This is a genomic window from Kitasatospora sp. NPDC018058 (assembly GCF_044327205.1).
Lineage (GTDB): Bacteria > Actinomycetota > Actinomycetes > Streptomycetales > Streptomycetaceae > Kitasatospora.
Genome location: NZ_JBIRFA010000007.1, coordinates 124,750 through 148,687 on the forward strand (window position 1 = coordinate 124,750; position 23,938 = coordinate 148,687).

The following is a 23,938-nucleotide window of genomic DNA, read 5'->3' on the forward strand; positions in this document are numbered from 1 at the left end:
CGCCGATTCCCGTCGGCTCTCATCAGCGCCCAAGCTCCCATCGGGTGCCATCGACCACGGAGGTACTCATGTTCACCCAGCACCCCGGCGGCCTGCGCCTACTCACCGTGCACGCCCACCCCGACGACGAGTCCAGTAAGGGCGCGGCCACCCTCGCCCGGTACGTCGCCGAGGGCGTGGACGTCCTGGTCGCCACCTGCACCGGCGGCGAGCGCGGCTCGGTGCTCAACCCGGCCATGGACCGGCCCGAGGTTCGGGGCAACCTCACCCGGATCCGGCGCGAGGAGATGGCCGCGGCCCGTGAAATCCTCGGCGTGCGGCAGCAGTTCCTCGGCTTCGTCGACTCCGGGATGCCGGGCCCGGACGAGCCGCTGCCGGAGGGTTGCTTCGCCGCCCAGTCGGTGGAGGTCGCCGCGGCCCCGCTGGTCGCCCTGATCCGGGAGTTCCGCCCGCATGTGGTGATCACCTACGACGAGACCGGCGGGTACCCGCACCCGGATCATGTGATGACCCACCAGGTCGCCGTCGAAGCCTTCGAGGCCGCCGCCGACCCGAAGCGCTACCCCGAGGCGGGCGAGCCCTGGCAGGCAGCCAAGCTCTACTACCACCTGGCGCTCTCCCGGGCCTGGTTCCAGACCCTGCACGAGGCCATGACGGAGCGCGGAGTCCCGTCGGCCATGGGCGAACTGCTCGCCGGCTGGCCGGACACCCCGCCCGCTCTCGCGACCACCACCCGAATCGCCTGCTCCGAGCAGTTCGCCATACGGGACGCGGCGATGCTGGCGCACGCCACCCAGGTCGAGCCGGGCGTCGCGTTCATGGCCCACCCCCGGGACGTCGAGAGCGAGGTCTGGCCGACGGAGGACTACCACCTGGCTCGGAGCTTCGTCGGCGAAGCCTGGGCGGGCGGGGCCGCAGAGGCCGGCAGCGAGTCGGTCGGGGTCGAGACCGACCTGTTCGCGGGGCTGCGAGCGGGATCGGGGGAGGGGATGGAATGAGCGAGGATTGAGGCCACGGGCGGACAGCCTTGCGCCGGAGAGGACTTGAGCCGGGACTTCGAACAGGGCACGTTGATCTCATGACGAATCATCAGCCTGCCTGCGGAGAGCAGCAGCCCCCCGTCGTCGGTCGGGAGCTGCGCACCCGTACCCACAGCTGGACGGCCGGTCCGCCGATCTCCGAGTACCCGCACCTGAGCGGGGAGGAGTTCCTGGCGGAGTGGATCGCCGGGCGAATCCCGGAGCCCTCGATCTGCAGCACCACGGGCTTCCATCTGGTCGAGGTGAAGCCGGGCACGGCGGTGTTCGAAGGGGAGCCGGGCGATCACCTCTTCAACCCGATGAACACCGTGCACGGCGGATACCTGGCGACCCTGCTCGACTCGGCGCTCGGCTGTGCCGTACTGAGCAAGTTGCCGGCCGGGATCGGCTACACCACCACGCAGTTGAACGTCCACATGCTGCGCCCGCTGTTCGCCGACTCGGGGTTGCTGCGCTGCGAGGGCGTGGTGCTCCACCTGGGCCGGACGATCGCGACCGCGGAGGCCAGGGTGGTCGGCGGGGAGAACGGCAAGCTCTACGCCCATGCCACCACCACCTGCGCGATCCTGGCGCCCCGTCCGGCGGCCTGACCGGCCGGCGGGCCCTCCGCTGACCCTCGGGCCCCGACCGCCGCGGCGACTGCCGCAACGACCGGGGCCCGAACCGAATAGCCCAGGCCCAGGCCGGCTGAGTCGGAGCCCGTCGAGCCGGGACCCGCTGAGTCGGAGCCCGTCGAGCCGGAACCGGCCGAGTGGGAGCCGCCGAGCGTCGAGGGCCCGACACCTGAGGCGCTCAGAGCGCCGCCAGCACCCCGCAGAGCGCAAGGAGGCCGCAGATCCCGAAGTTGATCAGCTTGTGTGAGAGGAACACCGCCGCGAACTCGCGGATGGTCGCGCTCGGCCAGTAGTACGGGGCGGTGGGCGAGCCGAACACATGCCCGTTGACGCCCGTCTTGCGGGCGATCAGAGCCGCCCGGAAGGCGTGGAAGTTGTTGGTCACCACGACGCAGTGGTAGTCGGGCTTGGCCCGCTCCATGATGGCCTTGCTGAAGAGCAGGTTCTCCTCGGTGGTGCGCGAGCGGTCCTCCCGCTCTATGTGCTCCTCCGGGAAGCCGCGCTCGATCAGGTAGTTCGCCATCGCATGGGACTCCGGCAGCTTCTCGTCAGGCCCCTGGCCGCCCGAGGTGATCAGCACCGGCGGGTTGCCGCGCGCGGCCTGCTTCTCGTACACCTCGCGGCCCCGGGTGAGCCGGCTGGCCAGCAGTGGCGGGACGCGTTCGCCGCCGATCAGTCCGGAGCCGAGGACCACGACGAAGTCCACGTCCCGGCGCGGCCGGTGGCGGCCGTAGAGGTATGCGTAGCCGACGAAGCAGACGAACAGGAAGGAGATGTAGCCGACCACCAGTACGGCGGTGCCCGTCAGGATGCCCAACCGGGGGGAGCGGGTGGCGACGGCGGCGAACAGCAGCGCGATGACGGCGATGATGCCCAGTCCGGCGAGCAGGGACAGCAGGTTGGCCGGGCGTCTGCCCTCCTTGCGGATCATGGTCACGCCGTTGGCGAGCAGGAACCAGACCAGGGCCACCGTTCCGAGCGCCGGCAACAGGATGATCGCCACCGCCGCGAGTTCGGCCACCAGTGTGGGGGCCTCGCGGAGTTCGGCGAGCAGAGCGAGGGAGAGGAGCGAGACGGCGATGCCGAGCAGGACGGCATTGCTGAACTGACGACGGTCGCGAAGTACCCCGATCCCGAACAACAGGAAGAACAGGGCGGCTGGGGCGTAGGCGATCATGGGTCGTATCGTAGGGCTGGATCGCTTGTACGAACGGACCGGTCACCCCAGGGGGCATGCGCTCTCAGGCGAAGCGTTCGACGGCCGCGAGGACCGCCTCCGCCATCCGCGGGCTGCCGGTGTGTCCGGCTTCGTCGACGACCGTCAGGTTGGCGTCCGGCCAGGCCTTGGCCAGCTGCCAGGCGGTTTGCAGCGGCCCGCCGAGATCGAGCCGTCCGTGGATCAGTTCGCCGGGGATGCCGGCAAGCCGTCCGGCGTCGCGCAGCAGTTGCTCGTCCGTTAGGAAGGCCCGGTGCGAGAAGTAGTGCGCCGCGATGCGGGTGAAGGCCATCAGGGCGTCTGACGGGCGGTCGGTGTAGGCGTTCGGCTTGCCCAGCACCTCGTGTGCGATGACTGCGTCCTCCCAGGTGGCCCAGGCCTGGGCGGCGGCCCGACGGGCGCTCTCCTCCGGGCTGTTGAGCAGTCGGCTGTAGGCGGCGAGCTGGTCGAACACGTCGCCGTCACGGTCGGCGGCGGGCAGGAAGTCGCGGAACTCCTCCCAGGGGCCCGGCAGGAAGCGGCCGACGCCCTGGTAGAGCCACTCGGTCTCCTCGGGGCGGGTCATGGTCACCCCGCAGACCACGATCGCGGAGACCCGCTCAGGGTGGGCTTGCGCGTACGCCAGGATCAGGGTGGAGCCCCACGAACCGCCGTACAGCAGCCACGTGTCGACGCCCAGGTGCTCGCGCAGCCGCTCCAGGTCGGCGACCAGGTGCGCGGTGGTGTTGTACTCCAGCCCGGTCGATGGGTCGGCGGCGTGCGGCAGACTGCGTCCGCAACCGCGCTGGTCGTACTGGACGACGCGGTAGCGCTCGGGGTCGAAGTACCGCCGGGAGCCGGGATGGTGGCCGGAGCCCGGTCCGCCGTGCACCACGACGGCCGGCTTGCCCGCCGGGTTGCCGGAGGTGTTCCAGTGGATCCGCTGCCCGTCGCCGACGTCCAACAGGCCCTGTGCGTACGGTTCGTCGTGGGCATACGGTTCGGGCATCGGTAACTCCTCCGTGGACGTTTGGAAGGAATGCCGAGCGAGCCTACACAATGACGGATCCCGGTCACCGCCGCTCCGGCGGTAGGAGGGCCGCCAGTCCGTCGAGGATGCGCTCGACGCAGAACTCGAAGCGGGCGTCGAGGTTCGGCTCGGTGAGGTCACCCGCCAGTGCCACCAGGTTGGGGAAGTCCTCGACGGGTAGGGCGCGGAAGCGCTCCCGGACCTCGGTGACGACGTCCAGGCGGCTGGCGCCGTCGGCCTGGGCGGCCGACATCGGCGACTGCTCCTGCAGGACGAAGCCCTGGACGAAGGAGCTCAGCAGGTAGGTGGTCAGGGCGGCGTGCGCGTCGGAGAATCCGGCCTCGCGCAAGCGGTCCAGCTGGTCGTCGAGCAGTCCGAACAGGTGCGGACCCGGAGCGAGGCGGCCGGCGACGACCTTGGCGGCGTCGCGGTTGTCGTGCAGCACTCGGCGGTAGCGCCAGCAGTACCCGCGCATCTGCACCCGCCAGTCGCCCTCACGCGGCGGGGGCTCGGCCGAGGCCATGATCGCGTCGTTGAGCAGGTCGAGCAGCTCTTCCTTGTTGCGGACGTGCCAGTAGAGCGAGGCGGCCTTGACGCCGACCTCGGCGGCGACCTTGCGCATCGACAGTCCGGCCAGGCCGTCCCGTTCCAGTACGCGAAGCGCCGCCTGGGCGAGGGCTTCCCTGGTCAGGGCGGGTGTCCCGGTGTTGTGCCCCGGCGTGGCGCTGTCGTTCTCCGGCATGGCTGTGCGGACGCCTCCCAGCGGTGTCGTGAAAATCCCGCTTGCAATCTAACACCGTTAGGGGCACGCTGTGGCTGCCAAGGCGCCCCTAACACCGTTAGGGGCCTCTAGATCGGGAGGGATTCCATGAAGGAGTCGAGCGCCCGCCGCCAACGGCTCGCGCTGCTCACGCTCTGCGTCACCATGTTCATGTCCATGCTGGACAACGTCATCGTCAACAACGCCCTGCCCCGGATCGGGCAGGACCTGGACGCCGGGATCAGCGGCCTGCAGTGGGTCGCCGAGGGCTACAGCCTGGTCTACGCGGCCCTGGTGCTGACCGGCGGCACGCTCGGCGACCGCTACGGCCGCACCCGGGTGTTCCGCCTCGGCCTCGCCCTGTTCACGGTCGGCTCCGCCGTGGCGGCCCTCGCCGGGTCGATCGGCGTGCTGGTCGGCGCCCGGATGCTCCAGGGCGTCGGAGCCGCGCTGCTCACCCCCGGCAGCCTCGCCCTGCTGCGCCACGTCTTCACCGACGAGCGCGAGCGCGCCAAGGCGATCGGCACCTGGTCCGGGGTCTCCGCGCTCGGTCTGTCGATCGGCCCGGTGGTCGGCGGTCCGATGGTCGAACACCTCCGCTGGGCCAGTGTGTTCTGGATCAACGTGCCGATCGGTGCGGCCGGGCTCCTGCTCGCCGCCCGCGTCCTGCCGGACATCGCCCCGCGCGCGCGTCGGATCGACCTCGCGGGCCTCGCCCTGTCCGCGGTCGGCGTGGCCCTGCTGGTCTACGCGCTGATCGAGGGCCCGTCCCGGGGTTGGACGGACATCCGGGTGCTCGGCTGCGGCGCCGCGGCCGCCGTCCTGCTGCTGGCCTTCCTGGTGCTCGAACTTCGCCTCGCCGAACCGATGCTGGAGCTGCGGCTGTTCCGCGACGGGGCGCTCGGCGGCGCACTGCTCAGCGGCTTCATGGTCAGCTTCGGGATGTTCGGCGCGCTGTTCTTCCTGCCGCTGCTGATGCAGGGCGTGCTCGGCTGGTCCCCGGCCGCGGCCGGCTATGCGGGGCTGCCGATGACCGCGATGCTGGTGGTCGCCGCGCCGCTCTCCGGCCGGCTGACCGCCGGGTACGGCCCGCGGCTGCCGCTGGTGCTCGGACTCGCGCTGTGCGCGGTGGGCCTCGGCGGGCTGTCGCTGTACGGCGACCACGCGCACTACCCGGCCTACCTGTGGACGCTGTTCGCCATGGGGCTCGGGATGGGCCTGACCTTCACCCCGGTCTCGATCGCGGTGATGGAGCGGGTCGCCCCGGCGCAGACCGGGATGGCCTCGGCGACCATCAACACCCTGCGCGAACTCGGCGGTGTGCTCGGCATCGCGGTGCTGGGGGCGGTCCTGACCAACCGGATGACGGACTCGCTGACCTCGGCCCTGCACCGGCTCGGCGTCCCGCCGGAGGCCGTCGGCTCGATCGCGGACGCCCCGGCCGGTGCGGTGCACGGCACCGGCGGCACGGCGGCGGCGCTGCCCGGGCCGGTCCAGGCGGCGGTGGACGACGCCTTCATCGACGGCATCCACCTCGCCGTGCTGTGCGGAGCGGGCGCGCTGGCCGTCACCGCCGTCCTGGTCGCCGTGCTGCTCGGCCGGGCCCGTCCGCTCGCCCCGACCGGCTCCGGCCGACCGCAGCCGGCGGAACTGGCCGGGGCCCGTACCGCCTGAGCGGCGCACCCACGCCGTACCGGAGCCTCAGCGGATGCCCTCCACCGCCGCCTGCGCCGCGCGGGCCAGCTCCCGGCGGGCCCCCGCCCGGGTGGGCTGCGGCCCGGGCGGCGGGATCGGCGGCAGGAAGGTGACGTCCGCGACCAGTCCGCGCACCGCGACCACCCGGGCGAGCGAGGTCAGCAGCCCGTCGTCCCCGATGAAGGCGGGCGCGCTGGTCGGCCGCCCGTCCGCCAGCCGGTAGCGGATCGTCACCGGCTGGACGAAGGCGCCCGCCTCCACCGCGGCCTGGAACAGCGCGGGCCGGAACCGGCCGCTCTCCCGACCGCACCAGGTCGACCCCTCCGGGAAGACGATCACCGGTTGCCCGGAGCGCAGCACCTCGGCCACCGCCGCCACCGTGTCCGGGAGGGTCCGCAGTCGGTCGCGGTCCAGGAACACGGTGCCACCCCAGGCCACCAGGCGCCCGAGCACCGGCCACTGCCGGACCTCGGTCTTGGCCAGCGAACGCCCCGGGCGCCCGGCCGCGAGCAGCAGTATGTCCAGCCAGGACACGTGGTTGGCCACCACCAGCGCCCCGCCGCCGCCGACCGCCCCGCCCGGTACGGGTGTCCCGGGCGGGCCGAGGTGGACGGTCACCCCGAGGGTGCGCAGCAGCACCCGCGCCCAGAGCCGGATCAGCCGGTCCCGGGCGCCGTGGGGCAGCAGCCGCACCGGCAGGCTGAGGAGCACACCGGCCAGCACCGCCGTCAGGCAGGCGGCCAGCCGCAGCGCCCGCCGGAGGCGGGAGACCTCCGGCGCGCGCTCACCCAGGCAGGTCTCGGGCCGACAGGGCGCGGTCGGCAGCCAGACGCTCATGACGAGGCGCCCGGGCCGGCTGCTCCGGACAGGAAGTGCCGCAGGTAGCGCGGGTCGGTGCGCTCCAGCGACAGCAGCACGTACAGGTCGGCGCAGCCGAAGTCCGGGTCGTACGCGGGCTCGCCGCAGACCCAGGCGCCGAGCCGCAGGTAGCCGCGGAGCAGGGGGGGCAGGGCGCCGCGCTCGGCGCGCGGCACGCCGGTGGCGTCCCAGCGGCGGTGCGGGGTGACCCGGTACTGCTCGGGGGCCAGGTGCTTGGCGCTGACGGTGTCCCAGACCCGGGCCGCGGTGGCGCCGCCGTCCTCCAGGTCGACCGAGCAGCAGCCGCCGACCCAGGCGTTGCCGGTGTCGGCGAGGTAGCGGGCGATGCCGCCCCACATCAGGTTGATGACCGCGCCGTTGCCCCGGTGGTCGGGGCGGATGCAGGAGCGGCCGAGCTCGACCAGGCCGGGGCGCACCGGCGCGAGCGCGGAGAGGTCGAACTCGCCGTCGGAGTACAGCCGTCCGGCCCGCCGGGCGGCCTCGGGGCGCAGGAGCCGGTAGGTGCCGACGACGGCGCCGTGCTCGTCCTCGCGGACCAGCAGGTGGTCGCAGTACTCGTCGAAGGGGTCGACGTCGAGCCCGGCGACCGGGCTGTGCAGGACGGCGCCGAGTTCGGCGGCGAAGACCTGGTGGCGCAGCCGCTGGGCGGCGCGCACGTCGTCCTCGTCGCGGGCGAGGCCGACGGTGTAGGCGGCCGGGGCCGGCCGGTGGCGAGGCGCGGGGACCGCCGGGGTGTCGTGGGTGGGGGCGACTGCGGACGGAGCGTACGTGGGGACGGTGGTCATGGCGGACCCTCCAGGGCAGCACGATCGGCGGTGCCGTGGAATCGCCAGGGCACCGTCCCGGCCCGCTGACGTTGGGCATGGACGCGAACCGGTCCCCGTATGTCTCTCCAAGCCGGTTGGCGTTCACGTTGCGGCCCGGCGGATCGCAGATGTGCACCTGTTGAATGGGACCACGCGTGGCCTGGTGGTCATCTGCCGGGCACCGGGCGGTCGTTCGCCCGGGGTGGACAACGGGGGCGCACACCCGCATCGTGCGCCCCCGCGGTCACCACTCGATCAGTGGGCTCAACCCGCCTGCCAGCCCTGCGGGTCGACGCCGCCCGGGACGACCCCGGCCGGCCCGTACGGCTCGCGGGTGTAGACGAAGGAGCCGACGTCCAGGTGGCTGACCGTGCCGTCGGCGTCGCGGACCACGCGCAGGGTCTCGCCGGCGTAGTAGCCGTCCAGCCCGATCCAGGTGCCGTCCGGCTGGGGCCGGAAGCGCGAGCCCCGGCGGCCGCCGGCGAGTTGGGTCAGCTCCAGGACGCGGTCGGCCTTCAGCCGCAGGGCGTTGGCCGCGGCGCCCCAGTACCAGGGGCCGGTGAGCGCGAGCAGGTCCTCGTCCACCTCGGGCAGCGGGTGCCAGGGTTCGGGGAATCGGGGCTCGTGCTCGGCGGTGGTGGTGATCAACTGGGCGGCCAGCAGCGGGGTGTTGGCGCCGCTGGTGGCGTTGGACAGGGCGAAGGCGGCCAGGCCGTGGTCCTCGCTGACCCACAGGCCGGCCGTGAAGCCGGGCATCGAGCCGGAGTGGCCGTACAGCGATCGGCCCTCGTGGCGCCGCAGTTGCAGGCCGAGCCCGTAGCCGGAGGTCCAGGCGGCGTCGTCCGGGCCGACGGCGGGGTGGCGCATCTCGGCGAGGGAGTCGGCGCGCAGCACCTTGTCGTCGCCGGCGGCGAGGAAGGCCGCCCAGCGGGCCAGGTCGGCGCCGGTGGACCAGAGTTGGCCGGCCGGGCCCATCAGGCCGGTGTCGGTGAGCGGTTCGGGCAGCATGACGTCGGCCCACGGATGGACGGCGAAGCCCCCGGCATGCGGGTGTTCGGGCAGCAGCGTGGTGCGGTCCATGCCGAGCGGTGCCAGCACCTCGCGGCGCAGCACCTCGCCCCAGGGCTCGTCGCGCAGCTTCTCCACCAGGGCGCCGAGCAGCGCGTAGCCGGGGTTGGAGTAGTGGTAGCGGCGTCCGGCCGGGTGCTTGAGCGGGTTCTCCCGCTCCAGCAGGTCGCCGAGTCCGGGCCGCAGCGAGCCCTCGGTCCGCTCCCACCAGGGCTCGGGGGTCTCGGCGGCGAGCCCGCCGGAGTGCGCGAGCAGCTGGGCGACGGTCGCGTCGTCGGCCGCGGTGCCCGGCAGGTGGCGGGCCAACGGGTCGGCGAGGTCGAGCAGGCCCTCGTCGCGCAGTCGCAGCACCAGTACGGCGACGAAGGTCTTGGTGAGCGAGCCGATCCGGTACTGGACGTCCGGCGTCGGCGCGTGCCCGTCGATCATGCTGCGGGCGCCGCTCCACACCAGCCGCCCGTCCCGGACCACCCCGGCGACCAGCGAGGGGGTACGGCCCTCGGCCTGGGCGACGGCGACCCGGTGCAGCAGGGCGCGGCGGGTGGTGGGCAGCAGCTCGTCGAGCTGGTCGGTCAACTGATCGTCTGAACTCATCGACATGGACGGACAGTAGCCCAGCCGAGCGCCGGACCCGCTGGACCAAGGCGTCAGTCAGGCAGCGCCGGCAGCTCGAGCCGCTCCAGCCAGGCCTCGAACAGCGGTCCCAGCGGCGCGGTGGTGTACCGGGAGGCGTGCGCGAGCAGGTCGCCGGTGGCGACCACACCGTGCCGGTTGATGCCCGCCCAGTCCCGCAGCATCGCGAAGAACGCGTCCTCGCCCAGCGCCCGTCGCAGCGCGTGCACCGCCAGGCCGCCGCGCTGGTACAGCCGGTCGTCGAACATCAGCTTGCGGCCCGGGTCGCCGAGCCGCAGGTCCTGGGGCAGCCCGGCCAGCAACCGGTGCGCGGCGGCGGCGTGCACGGCCGCGCCCGGGCCGCCGACGTGCTCGGACCAGAGCCACTCCGCGTACTTGGCGAAGCCCTCGTTGAGCCAGATGTGCCGCCAGTCGGCGATCGAGACGCTGTTGCCGAACCACTGGTGCGCCAGCTCGTGCGCGATCAGCCGCTCGCGCTCCCAGCCGCCGCCGAGGTGGTTGGTGCCGAAGGTGGCCACGCCCTGCGCCTCCACCGGGACGTCCAGCTCCTCGTCCGCGACCACCACCGCGTACTCGCCGAACGGGTACGGCCCGAAGACCTCGGCGAAGTGGGCCATCATCTCCGGCTGCCGGGCGAAGTCCCGGGCGAAGGCCTCGGCCAGTGGTTGCGGCACGTACCCGGTCTGCGGCACGTACCCGGTCCGTGGGGCGGCGGGGCGCGCGGCCAGCGGCACCGGCACGTAGTGCCCGATCGACACGGTCACCAGGTACGGGGAGGTCGGCGCGCCCTGCTCGTACACCCAGGTGGTGCTGGACGCCCGGGTGGTCCGGGTGAGCAGCCGCCCGCTCGCCACCACGGTGAACGGGGACGGTGTGGTGACCGCTATCTGGTACGTCGCCTTGTCCGCGGGCCGGTCGTTGCACGGGAACCAGGACGGCGCGCCGACCGGCTGGCTGGCCACCAGGGCGCCCTCGGTCAGCTCCTCCCAGCCCAGGCCGCCCCACGGGCTGCGCACCGGGCGCGGGTTGCCGGTGTAGTGCACCTCGACGGTGAAGGCCGCGCCCGCCGCGAGCGCCTTCGCCGGGCGGATCCGCAGCTTGCCGCCGCGGTGGGTGTAGCGGGCGGCCTTGCCGTCGACCAGGACCCGCCCGATCCGGAACTCGGCCAGGTCGAGCGCGAACTCGGCCAGCGCCGCGTCCGCCACCGCGCTCAGCCGGGCCGAGGCGGCCAGCCGGTTGGGCCCGGGCCGGTAGTCCAGCGCGAGTTCGTAGCGGTGCACCCGGTAGCGGTGGTCGCCGCTGGCGGGGAAGTACGGGTCCGGGCCGCCGGCGGCCGGCGGGACGTGCTTGGACTTCACGGGGACGGGCGCTTCCTGCGGGCCGGGACGGGGAGTCGTAGGGGTGGTCGTGCCAGCGGGGGTCTCAGGGATGATCACGACGTGGTCTGCCACGCCTCGATCGGGTTGCCCAGCCACCGCGTGTCCGCGGGGACGGACTCGGCGCGCATCACCAGCGAGGCCGGACCCAGCGTGCTTCGCGCGCCCACCGTGCTGCCGGGCAGCACGATCCCGCCCGGGCCCAGGGTGGCGCCCTCGCGGAGGACCACAGTATCCATCCGCATGATCCGGTCGTGGAAGAGGTGCGTCTGCACCACACAGCCCCGGTTGACGCTGACCCCGTCCCCGAGGGTGACCAGGTCAGCCTCCGGCAGCCAGTAGCTCTCGCACCACACGCCGTGCCCGACCTTGGCGCCGAGCGCCCGCAGCCACAGGTTCAGCACCGGCGTGCCCGGCACCGCGCCGACCAGCCACGGCACCGCCAGCACCTCCACGAAGGTGTCGGCGAGCTCGTTGCGCCACACGAAGCCGCTCCACAGCGGGTGCTCCACCGCCCGGAACCGTCCGACCAGCAGCCACTTGGCCGCCACCGCGACCAGGCAGGCCACGCCGCCCGCCACCAGCAGTACCGGGCCCGAGACCAGGGCGGCGGCCAGCGGCGACCAGGAGGTCGCCAGTCGGGACAGCGCCGCCACCGTCAGCAGCCCGAGGGCGCCCGAGGCCAGCACCGGCACCAGCCGGGCCACCTCGACCAGTCCGCGTGCCCACAGCAGCCGGGCCGGCGGTTCGTAGGTCAGGCTCTGGTCCGTCTGGTCCGCCGCGCGTGGCAGCCGCATCGGCGGCATGCCCAGGTACGAGCCGCCCTTCTTCGCCTTCTCCGGCGTCGCCGACAGCACGCCCACCAGGCCCCGCTTGGGCACCGAGCGGCCCGGCGCGGTCATCCCCGAGTTGCCGAGGAAGGCCCGCTCGCCGACCTTCGCCTCCCCGAGCCGCACCCAGCCGCCGCCCAGCTCGTACGGTGCCATCAGGGTGTCGTCGGCCAGGAACGCGCCGTCCCCGACCGTGGTCAGGCTGGGCAGCGCCAGCACCGTGGACACCTCGGCGCCCCGTCCGACCCGCATCCCCAGCGCCCGCAGCCACAGCGGGGTGACCAGCCCGGCGTACAGCGGGAACAGCACCTCCCGGGCCCGGTCCATCAGCTGGGTGACCAGCCACGCCTGCCAGCCGACCCGGCCGTGCAGCGGGTGCGCCCCCGGCACCAGGCCGACGCTCAGCAGTCGCACCAGCGCCACCAACTGCGCCGCGTACACCGCGCCGAAGGCCAGGGTGGCGGGCAGCAGGCCGAGCAGCGCGCCGCCGAGCGCCGGGCCGAGGGCCGCGCCCTGGTCGACGAAGCGGGTGAGCACGGCCAGTGCGGCCACCGAGGGCAGCACCGGGAGCAGGCTGAGCACCGCGCCGCCGACGCCGTACAGGGCGGCCCAGCGGGCCCGGCGTGTCGGCCGCTCCTTGGGCCAGGTCCGCTCGGCCCGGCCGAGCTTGACGGCGGGCGCGCCGCCCCAGCGCTGGCCGGTCGGCACCTGGCCGACGACGCTGGAGCCGGCCACCACCTGGGCGCGCTTGCCGACCCGGGCGCCGGGCAGCAGCGTCGAGCGGGTGCCGACCACGGCGCCGGAGCCGACCTTGACCTGTCCGACCTCCAGCAGGTCGCCGTCCAGCCAGTAGCCGCACAGGTCCACCTCGGCCTCGACGGCGCAGCCCCGGCCCAGCTTGAGCATCCCGGTGACCGGCGGCAGCGAGTGCAGGTCCACCTCGGGCGCGACCTTGGCGCCGAGCGCGCGGGCGTACCGGACCAGCCAGGCGCCGGACAGAGCGGTGGCACCGCTCAGCTCGGCGAGTCGCTCGGCGGCCCACAGCCGCAGGTGCACGGAGCCGCCGCGCGGGTGGCTGCCGGGGCGCAGCCCGCGTAGCAGCAGTCGGGCGCCGCAGGCCGCGATCGCGAGGCGCCCCGGCGGGGTGTACAGCGCGAGCGCGCCCGCGCCGACCGCCCACCAGGAGGCGGTGGGTGCCCACGGGTAGTCGCCGAGGTGGGAGAGCAGGTTCCCGGCCGCCAGCAGGGCGACCGTCCAGCGCAGGCCGACCACGGTGAACAGCGGGATCAGCAGGAGCAGCTGCAGCAGCTTGGCCCGGGTCGGCACCAGGGCGATGGTGCGGGCCTCGCCGCCCTCGGCGGCGGTGCGCTCCAGGTGGCGGGCGAGCTTGCGCAGCGTCGGGTGCTGGTAGACGTCCAGCACGGCGGCGCTCGGGTAGCGGGTGCGCAGCAGGGTGGTCAGCCGGGCGGCGGCCAGGCTGCCGCCGCCGATCGCGAAGAAGTCGTCGCGCGCGCTGGTGACCTGCACCCCGAGGATCTCGGCCCACTGCTCGGCCAGCCAGGCCTCGGTGCCGTACAGCTGCTCGCTCGGCCCGGCGGCCTCCAGCTCGGGCAGCGGCCAGGGCAGGGCGCCCCGGTCGACCTTGCCGGAGGTGCGGGTGGGCAGGGCGTCGACGGGGGCGAGCAGCGGCACCAGGGCGGCGGGCAGCTCGGCACGCAGCCGGTCGACGGCCTGCTCGCGGTCGAAGCCGTCCTGGACCACCAGGTAGCCGACCAGCAGCTGGTTGCCGCCGCGCGCGGTCCGCACGGTCGCGGCCGCGCCGACCACGCCGGGCAACGCCTGCAGCGCCGCGTCCACCTCGCCGAGCTCGATCCGGCGGCCGCCCAGCTTGATCTGCTCGTCGGTCCGGCCGAGGAACAGCAGGCCGGCCGGGTCGGCCTGGACCAGGTCGCCGCTGCGGTAGGCGCGCTCCCAGCCCAGCGAGGGCAGCGGCGCGTACTTCTCGGCGTCCTTCTCCGGGTCGAGGTAGCGGGCCAGACCGACCCCGCCGATCACCAGCTGCCCGGTACCGCCGGCGGCGACCGGCAGGTCGGTCTCGTCCACCACGGCGAGGTCCCAGCCGTCCAGCGGCAGGCCGATCCGGACCGGCCCCTCGCCGGTCAGCAGCGCGGCGCAGGCGACCACGGTGGCCTCGGTCGGGCCGTAGGTGTTCCACACCTCGCGGCCCTCGGTGACCAGGCGCTGCACCAGCTCGGGCGGGCAGGCCTCGCCGCCGAAGATCAGCAGCCGGACCTCGTTGAGCGCCTCGGCGGGCCACAGCGCGGCCAGGGTGGGGACGGTGGAGACCACGGTGATCTCCTGTTCGGCCAGCCAGGGACCGAGGTCGGCGCCGCTGCGCACCTGCGAGCGGGGGACGGGCACCAGGCAGGCGCCGTGGCGCCAGGCCAGCCACATCTCCTCGCAGGAGGCGTCGAAGGCGACCGACAGGCCGGCCATCACCCGGTCGCCGGGGCCGATCGGCTCCTCCTGGAGGAACAGCGCGGCCTCGGCGTCGACGAAGGCGGCGGCGTTGCGGTGGGTGACGGCGACGCCCTTGGGCTTCCCCGTCGAGCCGGAGGTGAAGATGATCCAGGCGTCGTCGCCCGGGGCGGGGCGGCGCCCGCTGACGGCTGTGCGGGTCACGGTGGTGCTGACGGCGCGCTCGGCGCCGAGCACGGCGGCGACCTGGGCCTCGCCGAAGACCAGCTGGGCGCGCTCGTCCGGGTCCTCGGCATCCACCGGGACGTAGGCGGCCCCGGCGGCGAGCACGGCCAGGATCGAGACGTAGAGGTCGTTGGTGCCGGAGGGCACCCGGACGCCCACCCGGTCGCCGGGGCCGATCCCGGCGGCGGCCAGCCGGCGGCGCAGCTGCTCGACCTCGACGGCCAGGGCGCGGTAGCTGAGCACGGTGCGACCGTCGTCGAGGGCCGGCTCATCGGGGTGGGCGCGCACGGTGGCGTCCAGGACGTCCACCAGGGTGCGCGGGGCGGCGGCCGGAGGGCCGGGGAACAGCGCGCGCGCCGGTTCGGCCCGCGGCGGCTCGGCGTACTGCTCCGGGTGGATCGGTTCAGCGGTCATGGCAGCCGTGCGCTCCTCGTCCTCGCCCCGTTCCGACCGATGCCCGGCCCCTGGGGCGGTGGGAGTACCGCCTGACCGGGTGACCCCCACTCCGGGGCCGGAGCGGACACCCCGACCGATGGTAGCCCCGGGGTTCCGCCGCGGCAGGAGTGGACACTCGGCTCAACTGCGCTTGGAATGGCCTGATCTGACGAGTGATCAGTCAACAACTGATGCCTTGTCGCTCTGATGTGACGAAGCGTCAGTCCAAGTGACGAATCGTCAGGGCGAATTCCGGATGGTGATCCATGCCACAGCGGACGCTGCTCCCTTCGGGTGGCGGGCCCGGCGTTTCGGCCTCGGGCCCGGCCCGCCACGCCGACGGGGTACTCAGCGGAAGCGGTGGAGGTGCTCGCCGAGGAAGGCCTCCAGAGTGCGCGGGGCGCGCCCGACCAGGCGGGTGAAGGTGTCGTCGGGCGACTCCTCGCGGACCACCGCCAGCTGTTGGATCTCGACCACATGGGCGGCCAGCCAGTCCGGCATTCCGGCCCGGCCGGTCAGGTGGGTGTGCAGTTCGGCCGGGGTCAGGTCGAGGTAGCGGACCGGTCGGCCGAGCAGTTCGCCCAGCAGGGCGGTGAGCTCCGGGTGGCTGTACGCCCGCCCACCGGTGAGCGGGTAGGTGTCGCCGCCCAGCTCCGGGCGGGTGAGGACCTCGGCCGCGACGTCGCCGATGTCCCGGGCGTCCACGTAGTTGCACCGCGCCCCTCCCATCGCGCCGTGCACCACCCCGGCGGCGGCGATGCCGGGGGCCAGGAGCAGCAGCTTCTGCATGAAGGCGTACGGCCGCAGGATCGTGGTGCGGACGCCGCAGGAGCGCAGGTGCTCCTCGATCAGGTGGTGGCCGCGGGAGACGGCGACGGGGGAGTCCGCCTCGGCGGCGGGCGCGGAGACCTTGACGATGTGCTGCACGCCGCCGGCGACGGCCGCGTCGATCGCGTTCAGCTCGTGCCGGACCTGGTGCGGGCCGTTGGCCATGGTGAGGAACAGCTGGTGCGCGCCGCGGAAGGCCGCCCGCAGTGAGTCCGGGTCGGCGGCGTCGGCCGCGAGGGTCTCGGTGCGGGCGAGCGTGCGGTCGTCGAGTCCGGCGGTCAGTCGGGCGGGGTCGCGGCTGAGCGCACGGCTCGTGGCGCCCAGGGCGGCGAGGCTGCGCAGGGTGGCGCCGCCGGTGGCGCCGCCGGCACCCATGATGACGATCATGATGTCTGCCTTTCGGGTCGGGCTGCGGAGTGGAGTCGGCGCTGCGGTTCCCGGGCGGGGCGGCTGCCGCGCCAGCGCCAGGTGATGATCGTGGCCGCGATCGCCGAGGAGACCGGCAGGTCGATCGGCAACCGGTGCGGCCAGGGGCTGTCGGCGAGCGGCGGGATCCGCGGGAGCCAGTGCGCGGCGCCGAGACCCACGGCCAGGGCGAGCGCCGCGGCCGCCAGGCCGAACCCGGCGGCCGCGAGGGCGCGGGCTGTCCGGGCGGGTCGGGTGGGGGCGGGGCGGCGGCGCAGTGCGGAGCCGAGGGTGGCGGCCACGGCGGCGGAGGTACCGCCGATGGTGGTCAGCGCGGCGACGACCAGCTGCGGCTGCCGGGTGACCGCTCCGCCGAGGCCGGCCATCACGGCGGGCATGGCGTAGGCGGTCAGGACCTCCCGCCACAGGACGAAGGGCGGGGGTGCGCCGGGGGCCTTCTTGCTCATGGGTCCTCCTTGTGCGGTTCTGGTGTCCCGGTTTTGATGAGTCGCCTAAGTATTTATGCTTAGGTGCCTAACTATTGGGGCGGGGTGAAGGCGGGCCGCCTGGGCCCGCCTTCGGGGTGGGTCGGGTCAGTCCTCGGTGAGGGCGTCGATGCCCGCGACGACCCGGGCCAGCAGGTCGAGGAAGGTGGCCCGCTCCTCGACGGAGAGGCCGCTGACCAGCGACTGCATCCGGGTGAAGTGCTCGGGTGCGAGGTCGCGCAGCTTGTCGGCGCCGCGCGCGGTGAGGATCACCACATTGCCCCGGCCGTCCTCGGTGGACGGGCGGCGGGCCACCAGGCCCTCCCGCTCCAGGCCGTCGACCAGTCCGGTCACGGTCGCCCGGGACACTCCGAGGCTGGCCGCGAGCTGGGAGGGTGACTTCTCGCCGTCGTGGTCCTCCAGGTCGGACAGCAGGCGGTAGCGGCCGGTGGAGAGCCCGAAGCGGCCGAAGTGCACCTCGCCGGCCTGGCCGAGCCGGGCGCCCGCCGCCATCAGCCGGGCCGCGACCAGGACCGCCTGCGGGTCGGCCGTCAGGCCGTAGCGGGCGATCTGGCGGCGGGCCTGGTCGAGGGTGGGGGAGGCCGGATCGGCCCCGTGGTGCGGCGTCATGTCGATAATATGGCACCTAATCAGATCGCCGGTCAAGTGAGCTCGACGGATCGTGCCTAGGCGGCACGGGGAGCGATCCGGGGCGGCGTCCAGTCGGCGTGCTTCAGGACGGCCCGGACCATCGCGCCGGGCGGGGTGAGCCGGATCGCGGCGTTGCGCAGGCCGACCGCCAGTGGGTTGGCGAGCTGCTGGCCCATCCGGCCGGCCCGCCGGGCGTCGCGGGCCACGGTCTGGCTGCGCGGACGGCGCGCTGCGTCGTAGCGGGCGAGCGCGCCCTCGACCGTCCGTCCCTCGGCCACCGCCGCCGCCAGGGTCGCCGCGTCCTCCAGGGCCTGGCAGGCGCCCTGGCCGAGGTGCGGCGTCATGGCGTGCGCGGCGTCGCCGAGCAGGGCGGTCCGGCCCGAGACGAACGAGGGCAGCGGGGTGACCAGTTCGTTGACGTCATGGTGCAGCACGTCCTCCGGGCGGGTCGCGGCCAGCAGTGCGGGGATCGGGTCGTGCCAGCGTGCGAAGCGGCGGCGGACCTCGGCCAGGGAGTCCCGGTAGCGCACCCCGGCCGGGGCGTTCAGCGAGGCGTGCCACTCGGCCCGGCCGTCCGGGAAGGCGATGTGGCCGAACTCGGCGCCGTGGCCCCAGGTCAGCTCGAAGTCGGCGGTCAGCCCGTCGACCGGGCGCTCGGTGATCGCGCGCAGCACCGTCGAGCCGCTGTACACCGGGCCGGGGTGAGCGGGGAAGAGGCGGCGCCGGATCCGGCTGTGAATGCCGTCGGCTGCCACCAGGAGGTCGGCCTCCAGAGTGGTGTCGTCGTATCCCACCGTGACCCGGGAGGGCTGGGGGGTGTCGACCTCGGTCACCTCCGCGCCGATCACCAGGGACTCGGCGGGCAGCGCCTCGCGCAGGATGCGGTGCAGGTCCGCGCGGGGGATACCGACGATCGGCGCGCCCAGCTCCCGCTCCAACGCCTCGCCGTCCATCACGGCGAGCCGACGCCCGTCCGGCGTCCGCGTTCCACCGGTGTACTGCCGACGGGAGGCCGCCTCGACGGCCTCGCCCACCCCGAGGAGCGCGAGCGCCCGCATGCCGTTGGCGTGGAGCGAGATCCCGGCCCCGGCGTCGTCCAGGACCGCCGTCCGCTCGATCACGGTCACGTCCCACCCTGCCAGCCGGAGCCCGATCGCGGTCGCCAATCCGCCGATCCCGCCCCCGACCACCACCGCGCTGTTGCTGCCCATGCCCGGTCCTTCCCGTGTCGCCGCGCTGCTTTCTACAGCTGTAGAAGGAGCGTACTACGGGCTTGTCGGGCGGGCGGGGGTGGGCTGTTCCGGCGTCGCGGGGCTGGTCCGGGTGCCCGTCGGGAGGCCCGGTGAGCGGTCGCTCGGCGATCTGTGCGCGGCCGCCCTCGGCCACCGGGGTGGGCGCCCCGTGGACCGGTGCCGGTAGAAAGGGGGGATGTGGCGAGATGAGGAGCAGGGGCAGGTCGGCACCGGTCGGGCGGGGCGGTCCGATCGGCGGACCGTGCTGGCGGATGCGGCGATCGGCGTGCTGGCGGACGCCGGCGTACGGGGGCTGACCCACCGGGCGGTCGATGCGGCGGCCGGTCTGCCGGTCGGCACCACCTCCGCCTATCTGCGGACCAGGCAGGCGCTGCTCACCGCCCTGGTGCGCCGGTTGGTCGAGCTGGACCAGGGTGAGCTGCAGGCCATGGGGGAGCGGGTGGTGATCCGATCGGATGGTGAACTGATCGATGGGATCCGTGAGTTGATGCGCCATCGGCTGACCGGGGAGGGGCGGCGGAGGTCACTGGCGCGGTACGCCTGTGCGGTGGAGAGCGTGCGCGATCCCGAACTGCGGGAGATCCTCGTGCCGCGGGAGAATGCGGGGCGGGCCGCCGTCCGCGCCTTCCTCGCCGGTCGGGGCGTCCCCGACCCCGACGGGCGCACCGCCACCCTGCTGGCCTGCATCGACGGACTGGTCTTCGACCGCCTGGTGGGAGGCGGAGAGACCGGAACGGACGAGATCCAGGGCCTGGTGGCGGCCGCCCTGCGGGGCGCGAACGGAGGCTAGCCGGTCACGAGTCACCCTCCTGTGCGAGCTCCAACTCGGCGGCGTAGCCGGCGAGCAGGATGCGCAGCGTGCGGTGGAAGCACTGCTCGGAGTCGAGGCCCTCGCCGGTGGAGAAGGCCTGGGCCAGGTGGGGGTAGGTGTCCCGGTCCAGCTCCGTGAACTCCTCGCGTTGCGGCTCGGTGCCCTCGTGGTGGGGCGTCTCGCCGACCTCGCCCAGGGTGTGCCCCAGGGTCCACCGGACCACGGAGTTCAGCACGTTGAGCGCGTCGGCCAGTGGAACGCCGCCCGCGCGCAGCACGGCGACGCCGCGTTCGAGCAGGGCGAGCGCGGCCGGGGTGGCGGCCGGGCGGGTGGCGATCACGGTGAGCATGGCCGGGTGGTCCAGCAGCATCCGGCGCAGCGCGACGGCGAAGTCCCGGACCACGTCGGTCCAGGGGCCGCTGGGTTCGGCGAAGAGGTCCCCGGCGGAGAGTTCCAGCATGCGCTCGACCATGCCGTCCAGTAGGGCGGCCTTGCTGGGGACGTAGTAGTAGAGCGTCATGCCCTCGACGCCGAGCGCCGCGCCGAGCTTGCGGTTGGAGAGCGCGGCGAGGCCGTGCTCGTCGACGTGGGCGAGGGCGGCATCGATGATCTTCTCGCGGGTCAGGCCCGTCCTGGGGCGTGTGCGTCGGCCCGGCATCTGCTCCTCCTGAGTCCCGGGATGGCCCCGCGGGTGGTCCCGACCGGGCCTTGACAACTCTTGCAGCGCAAGAAAACAATAGTCGACGTCAGGTTCTTGCACTGCAAGAAACGCGCTGGGGGAGGACGTCATGCAGCTCGTCGCCGTGATGGTGCGCAAGCTCAACGAAGGTGTGGAATACGGGGAGTTCCGCAAGGCCTGGATCCCGGACGAGGTGTTCCCGGACGACCCGCGCACCCGGCTGATCACCGCCACCGCGCTGGAGGACTCGCAGGAGGTCATCACCATCGCGCTCATCGAGGGCGACCACGGGCCGGAGTCCATGCAGGCGTGGATGGAGAAGCTCGCCCCGGTCGAGGAGCGGCGCTTCGAGCGGATCAAGGACCTGGTCGGCCCGCCGAGCCTGAACGCGGTCTACCAGGTCGTTGCCGAGGACAACCTGTCGCGGCCGATCGCTGAGTAGCGGTCGACCCTCCGGGCCGCGGGCAACGCCGGAGACCCGCGGCCCGGCTTACCGCCGCCGGCCGTCGGCGCGAAGAACCGTCGCGAGTCGAATCACCATCAGGTCAATCAACCGTCAAGTTGGTTCATTCACAGAATATTCCGACCGTGTATCACGTGAAGTCGCGAACATTTCCGCCGCTTCGAGGTCTTCACACGGAGATCTCCGGCTGACAGTCTGGGGCCGCCCTTTCAGTACGGAGGAGGTTCCTTGTCCCGCATATCCACATTGGCCGGAGCGGTCACCTGCGCGCTCGCCCTTGTCACCGGTACCGCCGTCGCCGCGTCCGCCGCGCCGTTCGACCAGGCGCCGGGTGCCGCGGCCGCCGAGGCGAAGGTCGACCCTGTCGACTGGAAGCCGTGCAACCCGGACCCGAGCAAGCCGGACCCCGGCATCTACGACTGCGCCGTCTACCCCGTGCCGCTGGACTACGACAACCCGTCCGGCGAGAAGGTCGGCATCGCCATGATGCGGCGGCGCGCGAGCGACCCGTCGAAGCGGATCGGCTCGCTGTTCCTCAACCCCGGCGGCCCGGGCGGCAGCGGCTACATGTGGGCGACCACCACCCGTTTCGGCGCCGAGGTGCAGTCGAAGTTCGACCTGGTCGGCTTCGACCCCCGCGGTGTGGCCCGGAGCAACCCGCTCAAGTGCTTCAAGACCCAGGAAGAGGCCGACGCGGTCAACAACCGCATGGTCGGCGTGCCGGTCACCAAGGCCGAGATCGACGACACCCTGGACGCGGACCAGGACTACACCGACGCCTGCAGCAAGAACGCCGGCCCGCTGATCGAGCACATGTCGACCATCAACGTGGTGCGCGACCTCGACCGGATGCGCCGCGCCGTCGGTGACTCCCAGCTCACCTTCGCCGGATTCTCCTACGGCACCCTGATCGGTTCGACCTACGCGAACATGTACCCGAACAAGGTGCGCGCGATCATCATCGACGGCAACGTCGACCCCAACCTGCGCCTGCACAACGGCCTGGAGTACGACCGCCAGCGGGCAGGCGGCTTCGAGCTGGCCCTGGACGAGTTCCTGAAGCGCTGCCAGGCGGCCGGCGCCCCGCGCTGCGCCTTCGGCGACGGCGACACCCGCGCCAAGTTCGACGAGCTCCGCGACCACCTGCGGACCAGCCCGATCACGCTGTCCAGCGGTTCCCGGGTGACCCTGAGCAGCTTCACCAGCGAGGTGGCCAGCGCCCTGTACTCGCAGGCCAAGCTGGCTCCGCTGGCGAAGTCGCTGCAGGCCACCTACCAGGTGATGCAGAAGCCGGCCGCAGCCGCCCTGCTGGCCCCGAAGGCGACCGCCCCGGACGACGAGGCCAACCAGCTCACGGTGAACGTCCCGCGCGCGCTGCGCGAGGCCCCGGCCGACTCCGAGTACACCGCCGACGACTCCTACATGGGCGTCAACTGCCAGGACAAGCCGTACCCGTCGAACGACCGGGTGTTCGCCAACGTCGCCCGGGCCTGGGAGCAGGAGTCCCCGACCTTCGGCCGCTACCAGGCCTTCGACGCCCCGGCCTGCGCGAGCTGGCCGGCCCCGGCCCGGGACGCCGAGCGCTTCAGCGGCCCGTGGAACAAGAAGACCTCCAACACCGTCATGGTGATCGGCAACCTCTACGACCCGGCCACCCAGTACAAGTTCGCCCAGCGCATGCAGCAGGAGCTGGGCAACGCCGTGCTGGTCAGCGTCGACTCGATCGAGCACTGCGCCGTCGGCCGCAGCAAGGCGCTGAACGGGCTGGTCACCCGCTACCTGGTGGACGGCGCCGCGCCGCAGCCGGGCCAGCTGCTGAAGCCGGACGCCGAGATCTTCCCGGCGGTCTGAGGGATCTCCCCTCGAACGCCCGGCCGTTGAGGCCGGGTCTGTGGTGGTCGGCCCCGCCGGCCACCACAGCCGTCTTCTCCGGCTGAGGCCCCGGAGCGCGCGGACAGTGCGGCAGAGGATCGTCATCGAACCTCCAGTGGAACGGATTCTGAACAGTCGTCAGAAACCGTAGTCGACGCCACTGACAATCGAGGCCCCGGTGACAGCCGCAGCAGATCGCCGACGTATTCCAGGAAGTGGCGTACTGCCACGCCGATTTGTCAATGGATCACAAAGTCGAACAGCCGTGTTGGCGGGCGGCCCGCCAGAATCTCTCGAACGTGGGAAAGCGGGGGAAAGGCCGTGCGGCACGAATTCTCCGGGCGGTCGATCCTGCCCGGCGATCCCCGTTACCGGACGCTGAGCCAGGGCTCCAGCCAAGGCTGCGCAGCGGTCCCGCCTGCATCCGGCTGGTGGGCGACGAGGCCGACGATCCGACCGCCCCGGGCCTGACCGGCGACCCGTGGTGCGCCGGACCCGAAACGGCCGCAGCCCGAGCGCGGCGGCGGCACCCGGCGGACCACCGCGTCCGAGGCCGCCATGTCCGATGCCACCACGTCCGACGCCGCGACGCTCAACGCCCCCCGGTCCGACGCCGCTACGCCGCCTGCTCTGCCGCCTCCTCCTCGACGATCCGCCCGTCGCGGAGCTCGATCACCCGGTCGGCCAGCTCCATCAGCGTCGGGTCGTGGGTGGCGACCAGCACCGTGACGCCCTCGCTGCGGACCACCGCGCGCAGCAGCTCCATGATCGAGCGGCCGGTCTCCGAGTCCAGCTGTCCGGTGGGCTCGTCGGCGATGATCAGGCCGGGGTCGTTGGCCAGCGCGCGGGCGATGGCGACGCGCTGCTGCTGGCCACCGGAGAGTTCGCCGGGGCGCTGGTTGGCGTGGTCGGACAGGCCGACCAGGGCCAGCAGGGTGTGCGCGCGCTCCTCGCGCTCGGCGGCCGGGACCTTGCGCAGCCGCATCGGGACGCCGACGTTCTCGGCGGCGGTGAGCATCGGGATCAGCCCGAAGGACTGGAAGACGAAGCCGATCCGCTCCCGGCGCAGGGCGAGGCGGCCGTCCTCGTCCAGTCCGGCGAGGTCGATGCCGTCCAGGGCGATGCTGCCGCCGGTCGGCGCGTCCAGGCCGCCGACCAGGTTGAGCAGCGTGGTCTTGCCGGAGCCGGATCGGCCCTTGAGCGCGGTGAGTTCACCGCGCTCGATCGAGAAGCTGACGCCGCGCAGGGCGTGGACGGCCCGCTCGCCGGTGCCGAAGCTGCGCCGGAGGCCGGTCACGGCCACCATCGGCGCGGGGGTCGTGGCGGCTGCGGTGTCGGCCTGGTGCTGCGTCATTCGGCGTCCCCCTGTGGGCGTGGCGACCCGGTTCTGTCCGGGTCAACGGGTGCGATGGCTGCGCGGGTTCACG

20 protein-coding genes are annotated in these 23,938 nt (G+C 73.4%); 6 read left to right on the forward strand and 14 right to left on the reverse strand.

The features are described from left to right. Positions 1 to 68 precede the first annotated feature (68 nt). The gene (mca, locus tag ACH4E7_RS12155; protein WP_396248944.1) at positions 69 to 998 is read left to right on the forward strand and encodes a mycothiol conjugate amidase Mca; all 930 of its coding nucleotides are present in this window, start codon (positions 69 to 71) and stop codon (positions 996 to 998) included. An 80-nt stretch (positions 999 to 1,078) separates the two neighbouring features. Then, entirely contained in the window at positions 1,079 to 1,630 is a 552-nt protein-coding gene (locus ACH4E7_RS12160; RefSeq protein WP_396248945.1) for a PaaI family thioesterase, read from the forward strand. A gap of 202 nt (positions 1,631 to 1,832) precedes the next feature. Here the strand turns inward: ACH4E7_RS12160 and ACH4E7_RS12165 are convergent, their stop codons facing one another. The 3 genes from ACH4E7_RS12165 to ACH4E7_RS12175 all read right to left on the reverse strand — a co-directional run bounded on the left by ACH4E7_RS12165 (position 1,833) and on the right by ACH4E7_RS12175 (position 4,621). Then, the gene (locus ACH4E7_RS12165; protein ID WP_396248946.1) at positions 1,833 to 2,831 is read right to left on the reverse strand and encodes a YdcF family protein; all 999 of its coding nucleotides are present in this window, start codon (positions 2,829 to 2,831) and stop codon (positions 1,833 to 1,835) included. 64 nt (positions 2,832 to 2,895) lie between these two features. Then, complete coding sequence (gene pip, locus ACH4E7_RS12170) at positions 2,896 to 3,858, reverse strand: prolyl aminopeptidase (RefSeq protein WP_396248947.1); 963 nt, start codon at positions 3,856 to 3,858, stop codon at positions 2,896 to 2,898. A gap of 64 nt (positions 3,859 to 3,922) precedes the next feature. After that, entirely contained in the window at positions 3,923 to 4,621 is a 699-nt protein-coding gene (locus ACH4E7_RS12175) for a TetR/AcrR family transcriptional regulator (RefSeq protein WP_396248948.1), read from the reverse strand. A gap of 126 nt (positions 4,622 to 4,747) precedes the next feature. Between ACH4E7_RS12175 and ACH4E7_RS12180 the strand changes: the two genes are divergently transcribed. Continuing rightward, the gene (locus ACH4E7_RS12180) at positions 4,748 to 6,313 is read left to right on the forward strand and encodes an MFS transporter (RefSeq protein ID WP_396248949.1); all 1,566 of its coding nucleotides are present in this window, start codon (positions 4,748 to 4,750) and stop codon (positions 6,311 to 6,313) included. A 27-nt stretch (positions 6,314 to 6,340) separates the two neighbouring features. Here the strand turns inward: ACH4E7_RS12180 and ACH4E7_RS12185 are convergent, their stop codons facing one another. From ACH4E7_RS12185 to ACH4E7_RS12225, 9 genes are all read right to left on the reverse strand, one after another. After that, positions 6,341 to 7,171 (reverse strand): lysophospholipid acyltransferase family protein, encoded by an 831-nt coding sequence (locus tag ACH4E7_RS12185; protein WP_396248950.1) that lies wholly within the window; start codon positions 7,169 to 7,171, stop codon positions 6,341 to 6,343. Continuing rightward, complete coding sequence (locus tag ACH4E7_RS12190) at positions 7,168 to 7,998, reverse strand: GNAT family N-acetyltransferase (RefSeq protein ID WP_396248951.1); 831 nt, start codon at positions 7,996 to 7,998, stop codon at positions 7,168 to 7,170. Before ACH4E7_RS12190 ends, ACH4E7_RS12185 begins: the two co-directional genes overlap by 4 nt. A gap of 285 nt (positions 7,999 to 8,283) precedes the next feature. Further along, the gene (locus tag ACH4E7_RS12195) at positions 8,284 to 9,687 is read right to left on the reverse strand and encodes a serine hydrolase domain-containing protein (protein ID WP_396248952.1); all 1,404 of its coding nucleotides are present in this window, start codon (positions 9,685 to 9,687) and stop codon (positions 8,284 to 8,286) included. A gap of 47 nt (positions 9,688 to 9,734) precedes the next feature. Beyond that, positions 9,735 to 11,078, reverse strand: a complete 1,344-nt coding sequence (locus ACH4E7_RS12200; RefSeq protein ID WP_396248953.1) for a M1 family metallopeptidase — start codon at positions 11,076 to 11,078, stop codon at positions 9,735 to 9,737. Between the two features lie 74 nt (positions 11,079 to 11,152). Next, on the reverse strand, positions 11,153 to 15,043 hold the full coding sequence (locus tag ACH4E7_RS12205; RefSeq protein WP_396248954.1) for a Pls/PosA family non-ribosomal peptide synthetase: 3,891 nt from the start codon (positions 15,041 to 15,043) through the stop codon (positions 11,153 to 11,155). Between the two features lie 369 nt (positions 15,044 to 15,412). Beyond that, a complete protein-coding gene (locus tag ACH4E7_RS12210) occupies positions 15,413 to 16,279 on the reverse strand; it encodes an NmrA family NAD(P)-binding protein (RefSeq protein WP_396248955.1) in 867 nt (288 codons plus the stop codon). Then, on the reverse strand, positions 16,276 to 16,764 hold the full coding sequence (locus ACH4E7_RS12215) for a hypothetical protein (protein WP_396248956.1): 489 nt from the start codon (positions 16,762 to 16,764) through the stop codon (positions 16,276 to 16,278). The genes ACH4E7_RS12210 and ACH4E7_RS12215 overlap by 4 nt, the downstream gene beginning before the upstream one ends. Before the next feature lie 126 nt (positions 16,765 to 16,890). Beyond that, the gene (locus ACH4E7_RS12220; RefSeq protein WP_396248957.1) at positions 16,891 to 17,412 is read right to left on the reverse strand and encodes a MarR family winged helix-turn-helix transcriptional regulator; all 522 of its coding nucleotides are present in this window, start codon (positions 17,410 to 17,412) and stop codon (positions 16,891 to 16,893) included. A gap of 56 nt (positions 17,413 to 17,468) precedes the next feature. Next, positions 17,469 to 18,644, reverse strand: a complete 1,176-nt coding sequence (locus ACH4E7_RS12225) for an FAD-dependent monooxygenase (RefSeq protein ID WP_396248958.1) — start codon at positions 18,642 to 18,644, stop codon at positions 17,469 to 17,471. Positions 18,645 to 18,861: 217 nt separating this feature from the next. On the opposite strand from ACH4E7_RS12225, the gene ACH4E7_RS12230 reads away from it, so the two are divergent. Beyond that, the gene (locus tag ACH4E7_RS12230) at positions 18,862 to 19,476 is read left to right on the forward strand and encodes a TetR/AcrR family transcriptional regulator (protein ID WP_396248959.1); all 615 of its coding nucleotides are present in this window, start codon (positions 18,862 to 18,864) and stop codon (positions 19,474 to 19,476) included. 4 nt (positions 19,477 to 19,480) lie between these two features. On the opposite strand, the gene ACH4E7_RS12235 is transcribed toward ACH4E7_RS12230, so the two are convergent. Then, positions 19,481 to 20,155: a TetR/AcrR family transcriptional regulator C-terminal domain-containing protein gene (locus tag ACH4E7_RS12235; RefSeq protein ID WP_396248960.1), complete on the reverse strand. Its 675-nt coding sequence runs from the start codon at positions 20,153 to 20,155 to the stop codon at positions 19,481 to 19,483. A gap of 130 nt (positions 20,156 to 20,285) precedes the next feature. On the opposite strand from ACH4E7_RS12235, the gene ACH4E7_RS12240 reads away from it, so the two are divergent. Both ACH4E7_RS12240 and ACH4E7_RS12245 read left to right on the forward strand, forming a co-directional pair. Then, on the forward strand, positions 20,286 to 20,618 hold the full coding sequence (locus ACH4E7_RS12240) for a hypothetical protein (RefSeq protein ID WP_396248961.1): 333 nt from the start codon (positions 20,286 to 20,288) through the stop codon (positions 20,616 to 20,618). Between the two features lie 249 nt (positions 20,619 to 20,867). Beyond that, the gene (locus ACH4E7_RS12245) at positions 20,868 to 22,490 is read left to right on the forward strand and encodes an alpha/beta hydrolase (protein ID WP_396248962.1); all 1,623 of its coding nucleotides are present in this window, start codon (positions 20,868 to 20,870) and stop codon (positions 22,488 to 22,490) included. A gap of 637 nt (positions 22,491 to 23,127) precedes the next feature. On the opposite strand, the gene ACH4E7_RS12250 is transcribed toward ACH4E7_RS12245, so the two are convergent. Then, entirely contained in the window at positions 23,128 to 23,865 is a 738-nt protein-coding gene (locus tag ACH4E7_RS12250; RefSeq protein ID WP_396248963.1) for an ABC transporter ATP-binding protein, read from the reverse strand. Positions 23,866 to 23,938: the final 73 nt, after the last annotated feature.